Raw genomic sequence first — 23,389 nt, forward strand, 5'->3', positions numbered from 1 at the left:
CAGTCCTAGGTGATGTCGGCCATGGCGGGGCGGCCTCGGTGCCTGCGTCGCCACGGAACCGAGGATCCGGCGGGGCCGGGTCTGGTTACCGAGCTGGGGTCGGTGTCGGGCTCGGGGCTGTCGGCCAGGTTGTCTCCGGTGGCACCGCCATCGCCGCGACCGGAACCATCCGCGTTGTCGAAGCCATCTTCACCGGTGGAGCCATCTCCAGCCGGGGAACCATCTTCACCGGGGGAATCATTCCCGGCAGCGGGGTCATCGTCACCGGGAGCGTCATCCCCAGCGGTCGGATCGTCGTCACCAGGGGAATCGTCTCCGGCCGTGGGGTCATCGTCACCGGGAGCATCGTCCCCAGCGGTCGGGTCATCGTCACCGGGAGCGTCGTCCCCGGCAGCGGGGTCGTCATCGCCAGGAGAGTCACCCCCGGCGGTGCGGTTGTCCCCGGCGGTGGGGCCGTCGTCGCCGGTGGGGTCGTTGTCGTCGGGGCCGTCGTCGGGGCCGTCGTCGGTGGGGTTGTCTTCGACGGGGAGGGGGCGGCCGCGTGGGGGGAACTTGAGGTGGCGGAGGTCGTCGAGGTCGGCGCCGACGACCATGGCGGTGATCTGTCCGTCGAGGACGGTGGCGTAGTGGGCGATCTCGCCCGCGGCGGCGGGGGTGGGTGAGAGCAGCACCCAGCCGCCGCGGTGGGGGACGAGGATGCCGATGTCGTCGGGGAGGGTGATCACGCCGCCCCGGGCGGCGGTCGCCCGTAGCTGCTCGGCGATGACGCGCCGCCGGTAGGCGCCGAGGGCGGCGATCCGGTCCATGATGGTGCGCCGTGGGGCGCCGGTCAGCGCGTCGGCGACCTGGGCCAGGTCGCTGCGTGCCCGGTCGACCTCGGCGAGTCGGGTCGACGCGCTCGCAGGCTCGGTGGGGACAGGGGGGTCGAGGGGGTTGTTGTTCGCGTCCAGCGGGAGGGCCTGGATCGACTCGGTGTCCGCGGTGGGGCGGGTGGCGGCTGGGCCGTGATCGCCGGTGAGCGGGTCGACGAACAAGACTTCGTCGTTGTGGTTGACCAGGTTCCACGCCTGGGCGCCTGCTTCCGCCTGGCTCACCACCAGGGCGCCCGCGCCGTGACCCGCGTCCGCCACCAGGTCGACCAGGGTGCGCTGGGCGGTGGGTCCGGTGCCGAAGTCCACCAACGGGTGGTTGGTCCACGTCGCCGGGCGGGTGCCGTGGCTGTCGCTCGCGTCCACCACGGCGGGTTGGCCCTGCCAGACCGAGTGGGCCGCCATGGCGTGGTCGAAGGGAGTGGACTGGATGTCCGAAGTGGACTCGGCAGCCACGGACCCGGCCCATTCCCGCGGATGGGTGTGCCTGGTGTCCGCCGAGCCCAGCCGCTCCATGCGTCCGCCCGGCGGCACGGCACCAGGCACGACGATGGCGTCGGGTTGAAGGGTCCCGGAGTCCGGCAGGTTCGCCACGGCAACGGACGAGGCGTCGGAGTCGTAGTCCACAGTGGCGCCTTGGAACTCGTCCGTCCACTCGAAACGAAGGACGTCGTCGACCACCGGGCTGTCGGCCTCGACGGCCGCCGGGCTGTCGACCCTGGCGGTGACCTGCCCGCTGACGGCGTTCGGGTCCGCCAGTTCGAGCACCAACGTCCGCCCCAGCCTCGGGAACGGGTGTTCCGAAAGGGGTCCGATCCGCCCGTTCAGCGGGTCGGCGAGAACGATCTCGCCGTTGACGTTGAGCAGGGTCCACGTGTCCCATGTGGACCACCCGACTCGTTGGCTGATCACCAGCGCGCCCGCGCCGTGGCCCCGGGTGGTGACCAGGCCGAGCAGGTTTCGCTGAGCGGTGCGGCCCGCACCGTAGTCGACCATCGGATACCCGCTCCACGACAACGACGCGGCCCCCGGCACGCCCGCTTCAGGCACGCCGGGCAGGGGAGCGAACCTCCCGATCTCGGCCAGGCCCGCCCCGGCGGGCAGGTCGACGATGTCGTCGCCTGCCCACGCGCTGGTATCGGTGTACCGCCCGGACACCGGGACCATCGTCCTCAGCGCCTCGAACCGCGGATCGGACTCGACGATCCGCGAGATGTGGCGGTCAGGCGCCGCGTTGAGGTTGATGTAGACGTTCTGCGCGTCCAGCGGAAGTACCCACATCCGCCCGTCCACGGGGATCGTGCCGTCGTCAAGGCTCTCGATATGATGGGCCGCAGGCTCGATGAACAGGATCTCACCATAGTGGTTGATCAGGTTCCACGCCCGCGACTGACCCCGCCCGTTGTGGCTGATCGCCAGAGCGCTCGCGTGCCAGCCCGCGCGCGCGACCGCGGTGAGCAACGCCAACTGGGCCTCGGGGCCTGAGCCGACATCGGTCATCGGGTACCTCGTCCACGCCGCCGACTGTCCGACCCGGGTGTCGCCCGCCCCCACCACCGTGGGTTCACCGCGATAAGTCAGGTGAACCGCCTTGACGAGATCGAAGGGCTCAACCCCGGCGGACTGGTCGCCCTCGGCGCCCCACATCGACTCGACCCAGAGGTTCGGATCGACGTATTGACTACCCACTACGGACTGAAGTGTCACCAACCGCTGGTTCACGTCGACGGTGTCGACCTGCTCGACGGGTTCCTCGACGAACTCGGTGGTGGCCAGGCGCGGTTGGATGAACCTGTTGCCCGCGTCCATCGGGATCGCACGCACGGTTCCGAGGCCATGGCCGACCGTGCTGTTCGCGGCGAGCTCGTAGGTGCCTGCTCGCGGGTCGACGATGTACACGGTGCCCTCGTGGTTGACCACGTTCCACGTGTACTGCGGTCCTTTGTCCATGTGGAAGCCGACCATGATGGCATCCGAGCCGTACCCCCCGCCTGCGACCCGGTCGACCACCTTCCGCACAGCTTCGACGCCGAGCCCGAAGCTCTCCGTGGGTTCCTGGTTCCACCACGCGTCGTCCGCGACCTGCTTGATGTCGTTGCCGGGGGCGCCGACCACCACGAGGTCGCCGTTCAAGATCGAGTGGAACGCGACCGCCGAGCGGTAGCTGTTCGTCGCGGGTGACTCCGTGTCGTGGGCACCGTTGACCAGTCCCAACCAATGTCCAAAGTGGATGGACCGGCTGTTGCCGGTCGGCATCCAGCCCCTCAACAAGAGCAGCTTCCTGCCCGCCTCGACTTCGGCGGTATGGGCACGCTGCTCAGCGGCGAGGTGGTTGCCGTCCGGGTCGAGCGCGATCGCGTACAGGTAGGCGGAGTTGCCGACTTTGTGCGCCGTGGCGGGCTCGTGCGAGCCGGTTCCCAGGTCGAACAGCCAGACCTCGCCCGCCCGGTTGACCGCGCTCCACACACCGGACTCCAGGCCGTCGACCTGGGCCACCACCACGGCCTCCGCGCCGCTCCCCCCGGCGGCGACCCGGTCGAGCACCGCCCGGAAACCCGGGGCGCCTGACCCGAAGGCCTCCAGCCTGGGCTCGGCCCACTCGACCGCTTCCGCGCCCCCGGGCAGGTAGCTCGAGAGGAGCACCTTCGCCTTCAGCGACTCGGAAAGGTGGCTCTCGCTGATCATCCGCACCATCGATTCCAGCGCCACCGCACGATCGGTCGGAGCGGGTGGGAGGACCGGCTGGATGTCGATGAATCCGTTGGTCTCGTCGAGGCGGATCGCGTGCACGGTACCGATGTCGGCGATCACGTGCGGGTCGACGAAGTCGGACTCGGGCTGGAAGACACGGGTGGCGTCGGTCCAAGTGCCCGCGGCCGCGTCGAGGATCAACACCTCGCCACCGTGGTTGACCACGTTCCACGTGTGCGACCTGTTGTCGCCGACCGTCAAGAACCGCACGATCGCTGCCGAGCCGGGTGGCGCCGCGGCGACCCCGTTGATCACCCCGCGCAGGGCGTGCTGATCCGCGCCGATGGGCTGCATGGGAGCACCAACCCAGTTTGGTGCATTGTGGATGTCCGCTATGGACACATTGACACCTGCGGAATAACCGTGATAGGCCAACTGGAACTTCTTCGAGGCTTCAACGGCATCGGTCGCACCGGTCGGATCAACCCCGGTCCGAATCCAGACGCGCGGGTCGGAGAAGGCGCTCACCGACACCAGGCCTGGTGTCGGTGAGGCAGGCGCCAAGCCGGTGATGAAGTTGCCGTTCGCGTCCACCGGAATGGCGTACAACTGCACGGGGTTGCCGAGTACGTGCTTGTCGGCCAGTTGGATCGAGTTCTCCCCCGGGGTGATGAGCAACAGTTCGCCGTTGTGGTTGATCACGTTCCACCACCCCTGCTCCTCTTCCCCTTCCACATAACCGGACACGATGGCCGCCGACCCGTGCCCTCCACGCGCGACCCGGTCGATCACCCTCTGCACGGCGTCCGGACCGGCCCCGAAGTCCTCCAAGTCGTGCTCGGCCCACGCAGGCATCCGGCTGGGCTCGGCGCCCTCCACAACGGGCTCACCGTGGTAGGTCGCGAGGACCGCCATGGACGCGTTGAAAGCGCTGGCCGAACCCGAGTACCCGGACGTGTTCCTGATCAGGCTCAGCCAACTCGCCGGGTGGGTGAACTTCTCGCCCGCCGACACGATCTCCCGCAGTTGAGCCAATCTGGGGTCCGACATGAGCTCGGCACCGAGACGGTTGTCGTGGGCGTCGACCGCGACCGCGAACACCGACCCAACCTCGCCCAGCGCATCCGCGGTGGACCCCACGTAGTCGCCCGATCGCGGTTCGAACACCCGTACCACGTCGTGGTGGTAGACCACGTTCCACGAGGACAACTCGCCAGACCGGAAGTCGTACACGATGGCCGCCGAGCCACGTCCCCCGCGCACGACCCGGTCGATCACTCCCTGGAAGGCGCCCGGCCCCGTCCCGAAGTCCTCCATCGGTTGTTGCGCCCAGCGCGCGTCCGCTCGGACACCACCGGACCGGGTACCCACGACGACAGGCTCACCGCGGTACGTCGAGTGGAACGCCCTCGCCGCATCGGCGGGGTTTGTCCCCAGAGCCTCGCCGTTGACCAGGTGAACCCACCCCAAGGGGTCAACGGGTCCGCGCGACACCGCGTACCGCAACGCGGCCAGCCGCGTGTCCGGGTCCATCGCCGGTAGCCCAACCTCCCCGGGCCGGGAGGTGTCGATAGGCGGCGGTGGGGCCAAGCCCCGCCGCCGCGCGATCGGTACCCGCGGCGCCCCCTCGGGCGGTGTGGACAGGGGCGGGGTGGGCCGAGGTGCGTCCGGGCCGGCAAGCGGGGGCTCGCCGACTGGCCGGTGGGCGGCGGACTCCTGGATGGCGGGCTGCTCGGTCTCGGTGCTGTGCTGCCGGGGGTCGGGGGCGAGGTGGTTGTTGTAGCGGTCCAGGTGGATCGCGGATATCGGGCCGAGGTTGGGGATGACGTCCGGGGCGGTGAAGGTGGCGACGTCGCCGGGGGCGAGGCCGGGGATGCCGGGGGGGTTGAAGATTCGGGTGGCGTCGGTCCAGGTGCCCGCCACCGGGTCGAAGATCAGTACCTCGCCGTGGTGGTTGACGACGTTCCAGGTGTAGGTGTCGGTGGGGGTGTGTGCGGTCACGATGGATGTGGTGCCGTGTTCGGCTTGGCCGACCCGGTCGAGCACCTGGCGCAGGGCCGCCGTACCGGAGCCGATGGGGGTTGGTGGGCGGTTGGCCGGGTGCGCGGGCGGGGTCGATTGACCTGCGACCGCGGGGGTGCCGTGGTAGGTCGACTGGAACATCGCGGCGGCCGCGTTGCCGTCGGTTTGGCGACGCAGGCCGAGGGGCGCGGTGTTGACCAGGCCGACCCAGTCGCGCGGGTCGCTGTACACCGTGTCCGGGGGGACCACCAAGCGCAGCGTCGCGAGGCCGCGATCTTCCCGTGCGCCGTCGTCGACCTGGATGTCGGCGGCGGGCTCGGCGTTCGTCGGGGTGCTCGCAGTGGAGGGTGACGGGGGCGAGGTGGGGTCGGGTAGGGCGATGTGTTGGGTGGCCTGTTGGTTGGTGGGCAGGCCCCGCACGAAGTCGAGCACGAGGTCGGCGGGTACGCCCGGCCCGAGGTACAAGGTGCGGCCCCGGCTGTCGGGCGCCTGCTCGACGGGGGCGGGCAGGCCGGTCGCGGGGGCGTTCACCCGGGTCACGACGAGGCCGTCCGGGGCGGCGGTGTAGGTCAGCGCGGCCCCGGACGGCGGCGTCGGCAACCGCACCCCGGCGCGATCCCACACGTCGGTGAGGGTGATCAGGCCCGCGCGCAGGGCGTCGGCTTCCCAGACGCGGATCCGGACGTCCTGGTGCACGGTGATCCCCACCGTGGTCGATGTGCCGGTGGCCGGGCGGGAGGCGCCCGGCGGGGCGGCCTTCCCGGCGGCGGTGTGCACCTGGTACTCGGCGTCCGCGGTGAACAGGTAGGACTCACCGTCCTGTTTGACCAGGGTCACCTTGTACTCGCCGACGCTGTCGGCGACCTGGCGGGCGACCGTGGTGTCCAGGCCGACCTGGGCGAGGGCGGTGCCTTCCGAGGGCACTCCCCCGTCGGTGAAGCTCTGCGTGGACTGCGCCACCCCGGACAGCCCGCGCACCTGCGCGGCCACCCGGGACATGCCCTGCAGCTTGATCTCCTCGATCTCCCGGCCGTGCACGACGGGTGCCGCGTCGGGGCCCGGCGACACCTTGGTGAACGTGCCGGGGACCAGGCGGGCGCGCACGTGCAGGTCGAAGGTCTCCTCGTGCAGCAGGTGCTTGGGACCGAGGATCTCCCTGGCCGAGTACGCGTCGCCGGTGAAGATCTCCCAGGCGCCGTTGTACAGCGACTGGCCCGCGGTCAACGCGTGCAGGGCGGGCTCGGACGCCCAACTGCGGTCGGTGTACCGGGAGGTCCGCGCCGCCGCGGCGGCCACTTCCGCCTGTCCCCGGTCCGGCCGCCGGGGGACTAGCGGCGCGCTGCCGAGCTGGGCGTAGGCCGCGTCCCGGATGGCGGTGGTGGTGGTCGAGCCCAGGTGCTCGATGTACCACATGGCCTTCGGGTCGAGCACCGTTGGCCCGGTGCTGACCGCGCCCGTCCGGTTGCCCTCGGCCACGGTGAAGGTGGGCGCGGCGGCGGGGCGCGACATCGACGGCACCGTGCCGTGGCCGGGTGAGACCAGCTCGACCGAGCCGTGGGCCAAGACCGGCGCGGCGGCGGCGCCGTACACGCGGTTGAAGAACCGGGCGGCGGTCAGGGTGACCGCGGTGAGCAGCGGCATCGCCGTCTGCCGCCGGGTGATCACCAACTGGTAGGTGACGTCGTGCGGGGACAGGTCGAGCTTGCCGTAGGTGGCCATCATCATCGGCCGCCGGGTCGCCGAGCCCGGCACCGTCTCGACGGTGGAGACCTGGCCGCCGATTCCGACGGCCGCGCCGAGGGTCTCCACCGACGTGCCCGGCTCGGTCATGGTGGCGGTGCTCTGCAGGCCGATCGAGTACCCAGACGCCGCGTTCACCTGGGTGGCCCTCGTGCTGGAGGCGTAGGTGTAGGTCGTCATCGAGTTGGGCACCACCGGTTCCGCCGCAGCCCCCCGACCCCCTGGGCCAGATGTGCTCGGCACCGCGGTGATCCGGATGTCGACGACGTCGGTGGTGAACACACCGTGCTGGGGCACGGAAAGCACCCGTTCGCCGCCGAGGACGTCCTTGAGGTTCACCCACTCCGAAGGGCTGGTGAACAGCTTGGTGAGCCGGTCGAGGACCTTCTGCCGCCACTTCCCGCCGACACCCAACTCGGTCAGCCTGGTGCCCGCGCCTGCCAGCGCGTCGGGGGTGTGCAGCCGGGAACCGAAGACCGCCACCGGGCCGTACGCGACGTACTCCGCGCGGTCCCGCAGTAGCTGCTGGGAACCCGGCACCGGGTTCGGCCTCGGCGCGGTGCGGTCGATGAAGGCGAGGTCCACCGGCGCGTCGATACCGAGCGTGGCGAACATGTGCGCCGCGGTGGCGACGGGCATCTCCACCAGGAGCGCCTCCGCCTCGTCGACGGTCACCTCGATCGGCCGGGCGCTGTTCGTGCGCAGCATCGTCTGGACGTCGACCTCGCCGGTGAAGGTGTAGCGGGCGTCGAGCGCCACCCACACCGTCGGGCCGGTGTAGTGCAGCACCTGCCGGGAGCCCGGGGTCAGCTCGTTGACCATCGCCTGCCCGCGCCTGCGGTTGCCCGACAGCAGGAGCTGGATCTGCGCGCCCCACTCGGTGGTGCGCCCGGGTGTGGAGAGGAACGTGAGGTTCCCGTCCACCCCCGCCTGGCGCACGGACACGGAGTTGACCGGCTTGTCGCCGTCCCCCCGGCGGTGCAGGTGGTGGTTGGTGCGCACCTGGACCACCCGCGGCGACAGGTACTGGACCCGCCCGGTGATCGAACCGGCCAGGTTGGTGAAGGTGCCGGGCAGCAGCAGCGGGTGCGGGCCGCTGACCTCGCCGTTGAGCCCGAGCACCGCCAGCCCCCTGGCACCGACCTGCGACACGAACTGCCGGATGACCTCGGCCGAGTCGGCACCCGGCCTGGTCAGCGCGGACGGCCGGTACCGCAGGACCCGCGCGGGATGACCGTTGAACCGGGTCTCCTCGGCGCGGCGCACCCCCCACGACGGCCACAGGCCCGCACCCGGCGGCGACTTCCGCAGGGTCTGCTCGCGCCTGCCACGGAACCACCTGCTCCCCGGCGTGGTTCCCATCACCTGCACGCTCTTGGCGAGCGCCAGCAGCAGGGCCTCCCGGGTGTTGGCGCTGACCCGCACGTGGTCGACCGTGGTGAACCTGCCGAACAGCTCCGGGGCGACCGTGTGGGCGCGGACGTGGTTCGGCAAGGGGGGCGGCTCGCCGACGTAGATGCCGGAGACGAACCCGGGGGTCGGCGCGGGCGCCCGGTCGGCCACCGGCAGCCGGTCGTTGGGCGTGGAGACGACCACGGCCCCCGACACCCGCTTGCCGCGGGCGAACTCCCCGTTCCGGGGCGGCGTCGGGATGCCCGGCCTGCTCGCCTCCGTGAACGCCGCCCTGATCTCCGTGACGCTGGGTTCGACGAGCCGATCGGCGGCGCGTGGTCCGCCGATCATCCGGTCGAAGAAGACGTTGTGCTGCAACCAGGTCGGCAGCACGACCTCGCTGTGCACCACCACCAGTTGGAGATCGCCGTTGAACCCGCGGAACACGCCCTCGTAGGTGGTGTTGTGGCTGTCGCGGCTGTTCGTGCCCACCGAGGTGGTGACCGTGCGGGTCGCCGCGCCGCCGAGGTTCACCCGCGGCAGCAGGCTGGTGGGACCGCCGCGCGAGCCGCTGCCGGGGCCGTCGGTCAGCGTGTCGCGCACCTCGGCGCCCAGGCCCGCCTTGAAGTCGCGCCCCACCTGGGCGACGGACCGGTACTGGGTGGTGACCTGGTCCTGGATGTGCGACCGGGTCTGCGTCGAGGGGAAGGTCTCCTCGGGCGGGGCGATCGCGCCGCGGATGTCCAGGACGTGCAGGCGGCCGCCCGCCTGCCAGGTCACCTGGTGACCGCCGTGCATCGAGTTGTAGAGGGTGGTCACGGCCTTGGGGAAGTCGGCGAACGCCGCGCGCACGGCCGCCCGGCCGGTCTCGTCGATGCCCTCGCCGAGGAACTCGACGATCTCGTCCTGGCCGGGGACGGCGACGATGTCGTCCCGGCCGATCCGGTAGACGGCGCCCGCGCCGGGCCGTTCGGTCGTGTTGCCCGGCGACAGGTGGTCGGGCACCGGCAGGCCGAGCCGACGGGCGTCCAGCACGGGCAGCGAGACCAACCCGGACACCCGGCCGAGCACGGACGGGGCGGTGCCGACGGTCACCACCACCGGCCGGTCCACTTGGTAGACCAGCGTGGTGTGGGCCGCGTAGCGCTCGACCGCGGCCTCGTTGGCCAGGCTCGTGCCGCCGGTCTGCTGGGTGACGAGGTCGCCGAACGCGCCCGCGTACCAGCGCGTGGTGCCGTTGTCGTGGCCGCCGCCGAACCCGAGGCCCGCGATGGCGCCGCTGCCGGACAGCGCCACCCCGGTGGCGGTGGACCCGGTGCGCTGCTCGACCACCCAGCTCGACGGCCCGACCAGGGACACCTCCAGTCCGCCCGCGGTCACCTGGACCCGGCTGCCGCCGATCTCCCGGTTCAGGTGCCCGTTGTCGGGCAGGCCCAGCAGGTCCGCCGATGCCAGCAACTCCCCCACGGCACCGGTCTGTTCGACGGCGATCGACCGGGCCACCTCCTGGACAAGCCCGTGCGGGACCCGGATCTGCGCGCCCGCGGCCAGTTCGGACCGGGTGGTCGCGGTCAGCCCGCCGAGGGTGGGCCTGCGGAGGATGCTCGACGGCGCGGAGGTCGGGGCGCCCGCGCTGCTCATGGTGATCAGCGACGAGGATGTCGTGTCGTCCGACGTTTCGGACGAGACACCGTCGTCGGAGGACGTGGACACCCGACCGGACTCCGCCGTCGCGGAGGGGAGTTGGAAGGTGACCCGGCGGCCAACGCCCGGGAGGGCGGACGCGGCCTGGGCGACGGCAGGGAGCGCGACGGACGTCGGAACGACCAGCGGCACGCGCAGTCGGACGGGCACGATCGCAGCCGCGGGCGCGAGGCGGACGTTGTCGAGCCGGGTCGCCACGATCCCGACCCGCGCGTCCACCACCGACCGGTTGCCCGCGCGCAGACCGGGACGGCTGGTGGTGCTGGTCGCCGCGACCTCGACCCCTTGGGAGAGCAACCCCATGGACACAAGCGTTCGCAGGAAAGGGAGGAGCTCCGTCATGGTGATCGGGAGCCGGGTGGCGTGGTTGGTCGTCGAGGTCGCCGTGCGCGCGCTCTGGCTGTCGGTGCTGGCGATGTCGACAACATCGGGATGCGCGTGCCGAGGTGGGGCGGCCCCCGCCCACAGCCGCGCGTCGCCGGGCGGGAAGACCTCGGCCGCCAACCAGACCCTGGTCCCGCCCACGGTGATCTCGCGGCCGCGGTTGACGACCTCGGACAGGTGGTCGCGCAGCGATTCACCGATGCTCTTGGTGACCTGTCGCGCCGCCTCGGCGTCGGTGCCGAACAACGTGGTGCCGACGTCGCCCAGCGGCTGTTCGTCGACCCGCACCACACCGATGTCGCCCGCGAGGGGCAGGTCGCGCAGGAGCGTCGTGCTCCGCTCCAGGGTGCTGCGCGCGAAGGCCTGCTGAGCGCCCGCGGCGGCCTTGTTCGCCTCCTGCAACGCGCCCGTCACGGAACCGAGCGTGGTCTCGGCCAGCTTGCGCCCACCCTCGGCCGCGGTCATGTGCGCGAGGAAATCGGGTGTCCCGGCGACGAGGATGCCGTGCGCCGACGTCACCTGGCCTGCCAGGTCCACGAGCGTGTCGATGGCCTGGCCGATGTCGCCGATCGCCGCCTCGGCCGCCGTGACGTGGGTCGCCGCCGTGATCGCCGCCTCGGTGGTCTCGGTGGCGATGTCCGCTTCCGGCCGCAGCGCTTCCAGCCGCAGCCGCAGGGAGTTCCGAGCCGGGACGAGGACGGCGAGCGCGTCGGACAGGACTCGCACATCGTCGTGAGTCCGGGTGCCGTCTGTTGTGGACTGAAGTTGGCTGAGTTCCTGGCCTATCCGGCTGATGTGGTTGTCGTGGTCACGCAGCGCCTTGCGCATCTGGTCGAGACCGTTGAGCGCGTCACGCAGGGACCGCGGCCCCGGATCGATCGGGCGGTACGGACCGAGCCCTTGGTCCAACCTGCCCAGCGCGGCGTCCGCGACGGACTCCGCCATCTCGGCGGCCCGCTTGGTGATGACCAACTCGTCGCGCGCGGCCTGCTGGTACGTCCGCGCGGTGGTGACCAGCGTGTCGACCTCCCGCCGCCACGTGTCGACGACCGTGGCCGCCTCACCGGCGGTCCGGGGCACGTTCGGCTCGGCCACACCGGCGCCCACGGTGTCGAACTCACCGGGCTTGGGCCACTCCCAGAGCCGCGCCCAGGTGGCACCGTCCACTCCGGACTCTGATGGAACTTCTTCCGGGGTAAGGGTTTCGTGGACGATCGTGCGCGCCGGGTCCGGGATTCCTGCGGCAGCTTCCGCCGTGACGGTCTCGCCCTGGCCCAGGACACCCTCGGACACCTCGGGCGCCGAGGTCCGCGCCGTGGTGTCCTGGCCCGCCACGGTCCGATCGGATGGGGTCCGGGCTGTGCCGGGCTGGGTCGTCGAGGACGGCGGCACGACCGATGCCTGCGTATCCGCGGTGCGCGCGACCGCAGGCTGCGGCGCCGAGAACGTCTGCGCCCCACCGGGCTGCGCGATCGACGGCCCACCCGGGGACAGCGGCTCGACCAGCGACTGTCCCACCGAGGACAACACCTCCGACGAGCGCGGCCCGACAGGTTGCCCGACACCGGCCCCAACGACCGACGGCTGTGCCACCGCCGAATGGGACGGCGCCCCAGTCGGTTGCGCGGTCGAGGGCTGGGTGATCGAGGGGGGCGCAGTCGAAAGTGGTGCGGTCGAGGGTTGGGTGGGCGAGGACGGCGCGCTCGGGGCGCGCGCGGCCGAAAGCTCCGCTGGTGAAGGGTGCGCGACCGAAGGCTGGGCCACCGAGGGGGGCACGGCCGAAAGCTCAGCGACCGAGGGGTGCCCGGTCGAGAGCGGTGTGGTCGAAGGGTGCCCGGTCGAGAGTTGCGCAGTCGAGGAGTTCGCGACCGTGGGCTGGGCGGGAGAGGCGTGCGTGGCAGGCGAGTGCGTGGTCGAAGGGGGCGTGGTCGAGGACTGGGCGGTCGACGGCTGGGCGACCGGCGGCCGCGTCGACGCGGACTGGGCGGCCGCGGGCTGGTCGAGCGAGGAATGGGTGGTCGAGGAGTTCGCGCTCGCGGGGTGCTCGACCGAAAGCCGGGTGGGCGAGGGGTGCCCGGTCGAGAGCGGTGTGGTCGAAGGGTGCCCGGTCGAGGGTTGCACAGCCGAGGGCTGGGAGGTCGAGGCAGGCGTAGCCGGCGAGTGCGCGGATGAAGAGGGTGCGACCGAGGGGGGCGTGGTCGAGGGCTGAGCGGGTGAGGAGTGGGTGGCCGCAGGCTGTTCGGGTGAAAGGTGGGTGGTCGGAGAATGTTCGGGTGTGGTGGTGACCGGGGTTGAGCTTGTCGGTGACGTGGGTCGGCCTGCGGCCGGGTGGTCGGGCGTGCTCGCGGCGGCGGTGCCGTGGCCGGGTGGGGTCTGGGGTGTCGGGGTCGTCACCGTCAGGTGTGGTGAGGCCGGGTTCGGGTGGGTCGGGGCCGGGGTGCTCGGAATCGCCTCGACCCGGCTGCCGGGGGTGGCCCGCACCGAGGTCGAGCCCGGACTCGGCACGTCGATGAGCGGGTGTGATGTCGTCAGGTCCGTGGTCCGCGGTTCGGGAACGTGCGCCGCCGGGTGTTCGGCCGTCGCGCCCGCGGGCAGGCTGTGAGCACCGTGGGCGCCGCCCGTGGACCGGTTGTGGGCGAACGACCGGCCCGCGGCGCCGCCAATGCCGGAGAAACCACCGGAGGTCGCGGAGAACACGTTCATGTTCCACTCGCCGGTGGTGAAGTAGTTGTACAGCGACTCGGTGAAGACCTCGTGGAAGGCCTCCACGCCGATCTCGGACACCAACTCCGGGACCGTGTGCGCCCACGACGGGATGGTCTTGGCGAACTTCGCGAACTTGGCCAGCGCCGTCTCCAGGCCCTGCTCGGCCACGTGCGCCAGGACCTGGCCGACCTTCGTCAGCGGGAGCATCAGCACGCCGCCGAGGGCGCCGACCGCGAAGGCGTTGGTCGTGTAACTGGTGTTCCACGTGTGCCGGGTGCCCATGGCGAACTGGATCGACTGCGCCAGCACGTCGATCGCGGCCTGGAACGCCATGCCGACCGCCTCGGCCTGGGCGAAGGCGATCGCCAACCTGCCCGCGGCCGTCTGCAGCAATGTACGCACCACGGCCACCCGCTCGGCCAGCCACTCCAGGCTGGCCCCACCCGTCGCGTACGCGGCCGCGCTCGCCCAGGCGATCTCGACGATCAGCGCCCCGATGCTCAGGATCGAGACGAGCTTGACGTACTCCACGTCCACGGCCAGGTCGCGCAGGTACTTCGCCAGCCACCGGAACTGCTCGCTGGCGGCCGAGATGTAGTTGTCGTCGCCCTCCACGTACGGCGACATCTTCGCGACGAACGCCCGCTCGGTCTCACCGTCGAAAGTGGCCCGGATGGCGACGACAGCCTTGAGCAACTCGGGGGCGAGCTCGCCGGAAAGCCGCTGGGCCGCGGTGTCCCAGGCGTCCGCGAGCACCCGCAGCCGGTCCTCGTCCGCGTCCGGCCACTCCTCGCCGGTGAGCACCAGGAAAAGCCTGCGGACGTCGTCCGGGACCATCATGGCCATCGGCGACTACGCCTTCGCCGCGGTGCCTGGACGACCACTTCGGCTCACGTCGTCGGAAAAGCCGACCCGCCGCCCGTCGAGGACGGTGACGTTCGCCATCGTTCGTCTCCTGTAGACAGTCGCGACCACCTGCTCGGCGCCACACCCGGAACGCGGACATGCGCCGGCCCGGTCAGCCGCCACATGCCCCCTGGCCGCGGAACCTACCGCCCGCGCCATCCACAAAACGTGACTGGAGATGAACGGACGCCAAATGAACGGCGACATCATGCCCGCACCGCCATCTGGTCCAGACCACCAGCCAGACCGATCCCGACATCCACCCCAGACCGCGCAACCCCCCACGCCGAGCACCGTCCTAACCGGACCACAGTCCACGACGCCGACCGCGAACCTGTGCGGGCGACGGGGTTAGGGCGCACATGACCGGTCCCGTCGCTCTCGGTTTCCGCACAGGGCGGCGGACTCCGGCGATGTCAGGTCGCGGCCGTGCAGGCCGGATCACCGGCTGTACCCGACGCCGGGTGCGCTCACCCGGATTTGGTGTGGTGTTCATCTCGATGTGTTTTTGGTGGGTGTGACGTGGATCTAGGTTTCGCGATCATGGTCGGCCCCGTGCGAACCGGTTGGTGGGGGTGGGGGTTGCCGGGGGTAAGCGGACCGGTGTCTTGGATCAGCCCTGGGTGGGGGCGGGCGGTCTGATGGCGATGATGGTCCCCGATGGCGTGCGCGGGTTGTTCTTGGTGGTCACCGGGGAGGAGTGGCCGGATGCGAACGAGGACAAGTTGCACGTGTTGGCCGGGGCTTGGGAGTCGGCCGGGCGGGGGTTGTCGGGGGAGCTGGGGCCGGAGTTGCGGCGGGCGGTGGCGGCGGTCCGGTCCACCTTCTCCGGTGCGGCGGAGCAGGCGTTCGCGGCGCGGATGTCGCCGTTCGTGGAGGGGGCGGACAACTACGTCGACGCGGCGGCGGAGCAGTTTCACGGGTTGGCGCAGTACCTGCACGACCTCGCGGTGGATGTGGAGTACGTCAAGCTGGTCTCGGTCCTGAGCCTGGGGGCGCTCGCGGTGGAGATCGCGTGGGCGTCGGCCGCGGCGGCGGAGACGGGTGGGGCCAGTGTGGTGTGGCTGGCGCAGCGGGTGGCGTTGGTGCGGTACCTGCTCAAGTCGGCGTTGGGGCGGTTGGCGTTGCGGTTGGCGCAGGCCGAACTGGTGGGCATGGCGTTCCAGGCCGTGATCGACATCCTGGCGCAGGGGATGCAGTTCGCGATGGGCACCCGGCACACCTGGAACACCGGCTACACGACCAACGCCTTCGCCGTCGGCGCGTTGGGCGGCGTGTTGATGCTCCCGCTGTCCGCGGTCGGGGAGGTACTGGCGCGGGCGGCGGCGCAGGGCGTCGAGTCGGTGCTGTCGAAGTTCGCGAAGTTCGCCAAGTCGATCCCGTCGTGGGCGCACACGGTGCCGGAACTCGTGTCGGAGATCGGGGTCGAGGCGTTCCACGAGGTGTTCACCGAGACCCTCTACAACTTCCTGACCACCGGCGAGTTCAGCATGAACGGGTGGTCGGCCACCTCCGGCGGCATCTCCGGGATGGGCGGCGCCGCCGGACGGTCCATCCGGCACAAGGGCATCGGCCACGCACCCGCCCTGCAGATCCATAATGGACACAACGTCGGCCCGACGGCAATTCCCCACGGCACACCGGAAATCACGCCCGAAGCAACAACGAGACAGTCCATCCCGGTACCAATCCCAGCCGCACCGAGTTTCCCCCACTTGGCGGTGACCCGATCCGGCTCCCCTCCGCACAACCACCCGACCAATGGACCTGCCGCGATCGGGGAACCAGGAAACGCCGCCCGGACTCCGCAAACCCGACCAGGGCACCCGACAACCGCACAACCCGCGATCGCCCGACCGAGCAGTCCGACGGCCTCCCCCGATCGCACGCCGGTCACCACGCACCCGATTTCACCAGCCGGAGGCGGTATCGCACGATCCACGGTCACGCACGCAGGCGACCCCACATCGCCCGCCATGCAGAGAACACACCCAGCCACGTCCCCCGCATCCCCACCCGCCGGGCAGCACGAAGTGTCCATTGGGGATGGTAACGCGCGGCCCACGATCGCCGCACATCCCATCAGTCCACAGTCGACAGTCGTGGGGCAGCAGGCTGCCCCGCAGACCACAGCACCGAGCAGGCCGGTAGAGTCAGTCACCTCGCCACCAACAATCGCACCATTCTCCGCTGACATCGCGCCACCGGCGGCGGTGACCAAGGACGCGGTCGTGCGAGCCGAGCCGGTCGCGGGCAACCCCAGTCAGGTGCGCAACCCGGACCGGGTACTCCCCCAGCCGAACAGGACGATCGCGTCCCTCGGTCGACCGAGCACAGTCGCGCCTACCGTCACCGCTGCTCAGGCCGGCGGCGCCGGGAGTCAAGTCGCGGTGGCCGGAACCACGCACGCCGCGGTCGGGTCGGCGGTGCGGCCGGGGGTCGAGAGGTCCGAGTCAGGCGCGGACCCGCGGCCCGGCACGACAACGCCCGAGGTGGCCGACCCGGGAGTGCGGGTACCAACACCGGACCACGCTCCCGAGGCGCCCAGCAGCGACATCGTGCGTCCGGCGCTCACCGACCCGGTGCTCGCGGCATTGGCCGGGCGGCCGTTCACCGACTTCCGCGACTGGCTCCCCCGGATCAACGCGATCGGGGGCACGCACAACTGCGTCTACACGGCCGCAGCGGTGCACAACACCTGGCAGGGCCGTCCCGAGGCCGCCGCGCGCGAGCACGGACCGAACAGCGTGTGGCAGAAGGCAGGCGGGTTCGCCGACGAGGTCGTTGGCTACGGCCACTCCGCCGTCAACACCGTGGCAAGCCGGTTGCTCGCGGCAGGTCACGGGGCATCGGCCCTGGTCAGGACCATCCGGGCGGGCGCGGAGGTTGGCCACGTGTGGAACATGATCAACCAGAACGGCGTCGTGTACCACGTGGACGGTCAGCCGGGGGACTGGTTGGCGGCCGAGCAGGGGCCCCGGGACGGCAAGCACAGCATCGGCGAGGTCAAGGCGATCGTGGTCGGCCCGGCGGGCGACAACATCTCGCTCGCGGCCGAGATCGGCGACCCGGTAGAAGCGCTCGCCGACGTGCGCGGGTACCTGGCGGCGGCGAGCACGGTGCGGCGTGCCACCCAACAGCTCGAATGGTCCAGACACGGTCTGACCGACGCAGCCGAGGCGGCGACGGTGGCGGGGGTGGCCGCCATCCTGGCGAACAGCCGCGCGAACCTGGGCGGCCGCTCGCTCGACGACCTGCTCGCCGAGATCGACACCCGTGAAGCGGCCATGGCCGGGTACGAGAGCCAGGTCGCGCACCTGACCGAGACGCTGGCCAAGACGACGGCGGCCGCGGCGACGCAGGTCCGGCTCGCCCCGGCGGTCACCCAGATGGGGGAGTCCCTGGCCAAGGTCACCCAGGCCCGAGCCGACGCGCGCGCCGAACTGGCCGCGTTGCGGCGCACGGCGAACTCAGCCGCCGTCGCCGCCGAGGCGGACCAGCAGGCCAAAGCCGCGGCCGCCGCGTTGACCGACGCCCGCGCGGCGCACACCCGCGCCGAAAGCCCGACCAAGGTCATCGACCTGGCCGAGACGACCCTGACCGCCAAACGCGACGAGCTGGCCGCGCTGCCGCCGGACACCGACCGGGCCGCCTGGGACGCCCGCGCTGAACGCGTCGAACTGGGCTGGTGGGCCGCCGACACCGCCGCACGGCGTTACCCGACCGTCCTGGCGGAGTTCGGCCGGGTGCGGGAGGCGGCCAAGGCCGCCGAGGTGGCGGCGGGCCAAGGCGACGTCGAGCGGAGCCTGACCCTGCTGCGCGACCTGCCGCTCGACCGCCGCGTCGAGGTGGCGCGCGTCGACGTGACGCCCTTGACCAGGGCGGTCAAGCGCCTGTTCGCCGACCCGTCCGCGCTGTCCTCGGTCAAGGAAACGTTGACGAAGGCCGTGCGGGAGAACCTGGCCGACATCGTTGGCGGCGGGCACCTGGTCACCCTGCCCACGCCGGCGGACCCGGCGCAGGTCTGGTTGATGGGGCAGGTCGCGGTGCCCACCGACACGCGCGTGGACGCCGGTGCGGTCCCCCCGGCGGGGATGGCCGCCGGTCCCGGGGGCCGGTCGCTGGTGGACGCCAAGCTGCAGATCACCCTGGCCAGGGTGGGTCGGAGCGCCACGCTGGAGCACGCGGCCGTGAACGTCCGACTGCGGGTGCCACCGGTCGCCACGGACCTCACACCGTACGTGCCCCCGGCCGACCCCGGAGTCCGGCGGGGGACCGTGCCCGCGGGGGTGTTGGCCGAGCTCACCGAGCGGCAGGCGATCGGGGTCGAGTTCGCGCTCGTCTGGCAACTGGCCGGGCGGGTGGGCGACGAGCACCTACCCGACCTGGCGGACTTGCTGCGCTCGACCGAGGTGCTGCGGTTGCCCGCCGGTCAGGTGTTGAGCACGGGGTTGCCCGACGGCACGCCGGTGCGGATCACGGGCGACCCGATCGAGGTGAGGTTGATCGGACCGTCGGACCAGGTGGTGGTGCGGCGCCCGGTGAGCCTGCCCGGCCTCCGGCAGAGCAACCACACCGAGGTGGTCCGGGGAGCGACCGACACCACGCTGGTCTACCAGACGAGGCGACGGGTGGCGGTGAGTGTCGGCAGACACCCGGGCTCCCCCGGGTACGTGGACGGGGTGACCGCGCTGCCGGTGCTCGACGCGGCCCGGCTCGGTCTGCCGGTGCCCAGGCAGCTCGCGCCGGACCCCGACCTGACGCGCACCCCCGGTACCGGCCGCTACCGGATCGGGACCGACGAGATCCTCGGCGTGCCGGGCAGGCAGCGGATCGGGGACTTCGTCGCCGACGGCCTGGACCTGGCAGGCCGGGCGGCGGTGGGGTCGGCGTTCGCCGATGACGCCTCGGCCGCGGCCGCCGTGTTCGACGCCCTGCACGGTGGCCTGCAGATCACCTGGGCGGCGGGCGAGCGGACGGTCCTGCTGGAGGTGCACGCCGAGATCACCCCGCCCGCGGCGACGTTCCCATCGCCCCGCACCGACGCGACCACCCGGGACCAGGTGACGAACCGGGACAACGCCTCCCCCGGGATGTCCAAGGTCAGCGTGGTCGCCCGGGGCTCGGGGTTCCCGGGGGCGCACCGCGGGTTCACCGGCGATCTGGAGCTGGTGGTGGTGCGCCGCGAGGTCGTCGAGTCGAAGGTGGTCCGACGGACCCTGTTCGGCGACCCGACCGAGCCTGTTCGGCTCGTCGAACCGACCGCGGCGGACGTCGCCACAGCCCTCGACCGCATGGCGGTCAACGGCGATCGCGGGAACCTGCGTGCGACCCGGGTGAGTGACGCGGTTGTCGTGTCCACGCCCGCCGACAAGCTGGCCTGGGTCGACGAGCCGACCGCCGCGACCCCCGGGTTCTCCCCCGGCCTCTACGTGGGCGAGCCACCGCCGTTGGCCGCCGAGGTCGCCGCGCACGCCGTCCCCCCGGAGCTGTTCGGGCCGTTCGTGAGCGTCGAGCACGCGCGGATGTCGCCCGCCATGGTGGAGGCCCCGCACATCGCGCTCGCGGCGCACGTCGAGGCGGTGTCCGGACGGGCGCGTCCGGCCTGGTTGCCGCGTTCCGGCACCGGGACGCTGCTGGGCGGTGTACCCGGTCCGAACCAGCGTGAACGGCTGCTGGTGCCGGGGACGTCCGGGTGGCCGTCGTGGCGGCGGCATCCGGAGACCGGTCGCGTACCGCCACCCGCGGCGGTCCGGTCGTTGTCCACACAGGGGCGGGCGAACACAGAGTCCAGAGTAGACAATCAAGGCGGGTCGGTGCGCTACCGCGAGGCGGCGCTGGGATCGGAGCTGACCTCGTGGGGGCGGCGCGAGCTTGTCGAGTCCACACGGGACGATGGCACGCCTGGTCGAGTCCTGCGCTACCGGCTCTCACCGCTGACCAGGCCCGGCTCGGCCACCGCGACCACGCTTCGAACCCTCGCCGCCCAGCACGGCGCCCGATACCTTGCCGTGCACGGGATCAACGGCGAGCTCGGCGGTATAGACCGGTTCTCGGCGAAGGACGGGGCCAGCTCCATGACGGGTACGCTCAGCGGGCGGGTGCGGTTCTTCGCACCGCGCGTGGTCGACATCCGGGTCGACGGGTTCCTGCGGCGCCGGGGTGAGAGCCACTCGCGCACCGGCGACGCCGGGGCGATGACCGACTTGGTTCCCGGTTCCCACCAGGAGTTCGACTACCGTGGCCCGACGGCGTTCGTCGCGTTGGACGCCCGCTACACCTTCACCGGTGAGGTCGCCACGCGGCTGGCGGAGACCCGCGCCAACGCCGGGCCGGTGGCGGTGACCGTCGACGAGCCGGAGGCCGTCCTCGTCCAGATGCCCTTGCGCAATGCCGTGGAACTGCTCCGGGTGACAGGGATGCCTGAACACCCGGGGTTGAGCGTCATCCTGGACGCGCAGCCGGATCGGGTGCAATCGGTGGGCACGCAGCAGTTGTTGCCGATCGGCTCCGGATACGTCGCGTACGGCCCGGCGGTGGTGACCGATTCCTGGCTGCGCGGAAGCGATCCACTGGCGGGCGTGCGCGCCCGACTGGGCGAGCTCGGGGTCACCGGCATCTGGGCGACGCAGGTCGAGCACCGGATCATCTGGCTGTTCAGCAGCCCGAGCGAGTTCGTGAACCTCACCGAGGCGCTCGGTGGCGTGCACGCGGTGTCGGTGCCCGGAGTGGGCGCGCACGTGGCCGAGATTGTCGACATCCGGGTCACCGCGAGACGCACCACGGCGCACGAGGCACGGCTGACGACGAGTACGGGCAAGATCACGCAGTTCACGCCGAACTCGATGTCGGTCGGCGGGCGGGGTCCGACCACGGGGTCTTGGTACACCGACACCTATCCCACGGTGGACCGCGCGCACCGCGACGTGACCTACACGCTGGTGATCACGCGCAAGCACGTGGCGTCGTCGCCGGTCAGCGCACTCACCCTGACCGCCGCCCACAACGCCAACCGCGCGGCCGAGGTGCGCACGGAGAACGTATTGGGCGCGGTCGGCCTGGCGTACCCGAACGCGGAGACATCGCCGCCGATGTCCCGGCCGCAGGCGGAGCCCACGGTGACCGTGCTCGACCACAACCCGCCGGGCGCTGTCCGGCGGGCAACGCTTGACCCGGATTCCATGTGGAGTGTCGAGGTCATCGGATCGGCCACGACCGCCGCGGTGCGGGACGCCCTCTACGCTCAGCTCGGCGGTGCGCCGCCGGCAGTGGGACATTCGTCCATACAGGACCTGGCGGCTGCCGCGGCGCGGACTTCGCGTTATACCGAGGTTGGTACGCCATCTGAATTGGCCATTCAGAAGCTGACCACCGGTCAGGCGTTGCGTACCGCGGCTCGGAACCTGTTCACCGGCGGGTCAGCCGAGGTCAACCACGTCCCGGGGAGCAAGGAGACCCTGGGGGTGCGGATCAGTGCCCGGCTGGTACCGAACACGTTCACCCTGGTCGCCACGGAGCTGGGCGCGAGTTCCGTCGTGCACAGCCGGGAGGTGGCGGGCGGGCCCGGCGTGCGCCAAGGCGGACCATCCTATCTGTTCACGGCGGACGCGGAGTTCTATGTGGACACTCCGGCGGGTACGGTTCTGGTCACCGGCCACCAGGATGTCCGGATTCGTGTTTGGGAGTCTGACGCCCTGCACCTGACCGCGCTCAACCTCACCCTCGCCCATGTCTGGCAGCACGCGGGGGTGACGGCTCCGGAGGGACTTGCCTTCACCGCCGCGGGCGACGGCGTCATGCTGCACTTGGAGAGCCAGGAACCGCCCGACCCGCCGAAGCACAGTCGATCCGATGGGCGTGCCCTCTACGTGGCACCGAACGTGCCTGGCACCATGGTCGTCGACCTGGTGCGCGGACTGCCGCTGCGCACTCGGCCGACCGTGGCCTACTCGCTGAGTGGCCCGCTCAGCGAGTGGACGCCCTTCCCGCTGCCGAAGCACGACCTCGGTACAGGCCCGATCGCCCTGCCGCCGAAGTCACCCACCACATCATCGGCGCCGGCGACCAACGGCACCGGTTCGACCGCACGCGTCGTGGTCTCGCGAGCAGTTTCGACCAACAGTGTGGACGCGGTGCTGGCGTATCACACGAAATACAACACCGCCCCAGCGGACTGGACCCAACACCCGCTGGAGTACATGGGATCCGGCGCCCACGCCCTGGGCGCGCTGATAGACCGGGTCACCCTCGCAGGCCACGGCTCCGCCGCCCTCGTGTTCGGCAGGCTGCCCGACGGAACCCGCCACGGCTGGAACCTGGTCAACCAACACAACCGGGTCCTGCTCATCGACCCCCACCTCGGCACGACCCTTCCGGCCAGTCCCGGCGCGATCCCCGGTCTCGGCCTCGTGCACGCGGTCGTCCTCAACGCCGACAACCACTACGTCGGCGGATCAGACCTCCCCGCAGGCGTCGCCCACGAGTACGGCACGCACGTCGACGCGGGCTCACCCAACTGGCAGGCCCACCTCGACCGCGTCGACACCGAACTGCACGACCTCCGCCAAACCCAAGCCGACCTCGGCAGCGCGTCCCCCCGTTCCTCCCTCACCCGCCGCATCGCCGCCCTGGGCCAACACCGCCAACGGGTCATCGCCCACCACATCCGAGCCGCCGCCGAACGCGGCACCGTCATCGAACTCCCCGACCACGAGGGCCTGCTGGTCCCCTACCGCGGCGGCTGGGTCCTGCTCTCCCACACCCCCACCGAAGCCGGTACGGTCGCCCACCTCGCCACCACCCTCAACGGCAACATCACCGCCATGGTCGTCGACCCCAACCTCAACAACCTCCGCCACCTCAAATTCCCCCCACGCGGCCGCCCACTCCCGGTCGAGCCCGCTGAGGTCCAGTAACCGTGCTGGTGGAGGACACCGGACCGGACGCGCCCCGCAGGCCAATCACCGCACGGGCTC

2 protein-coding genes are annotated in these 23,389 nt (G+C 71.4%); one reads left to right on the forward strand and one right to left on the reverse strand.

Features of this window, described 5'->3' with window-relative positions; translation table 11 throughout:
* Positions 1 to 5 precede the first annotated feature (5 nt).
* Positions 6 to 14,354, reverse strand: coding sequence for a toxin glutamine deamidase domain-containing protein (locus H504_RS0111265; RefSeq protein ID WP_026422849.1), 14,349 nt, complete (start codon positions 14,352 to 14,354; stop codon positions 6 to 8).
* 668 nt (positions 14,355 to 15,022) lie between these two features.
* Between H504_RS0111265 and H504_RS0111270 the strand changes: the two genes are divergently transcribed.
* Positions 15,023 to 23,329: a toxin glutamine deamidase domain-containing protein gene (locus tag H504_RS0111270; RefSeq protein ID WP_157440351.1), complete on the forward strand. Its 8,307-nt coding sequence runs from the start codon at positions 15,023 to 15,025 to the stop codon at positions 23,327 to 23,329.
* Positions 23,330 to 23,389 lie beyond the last annotated feature (60 nt).

Origin of the sequence: Actinokineospora inagensis DSM 44258 (genome assembly GCF_000482865.1) — a bacterium.
GTDB lineage: Bacteria > Actinomycetota > Actinomycetes > Mycobacteriales > Pseudonocardiaceae > Actinokineospora > Actinokineospora inagensis.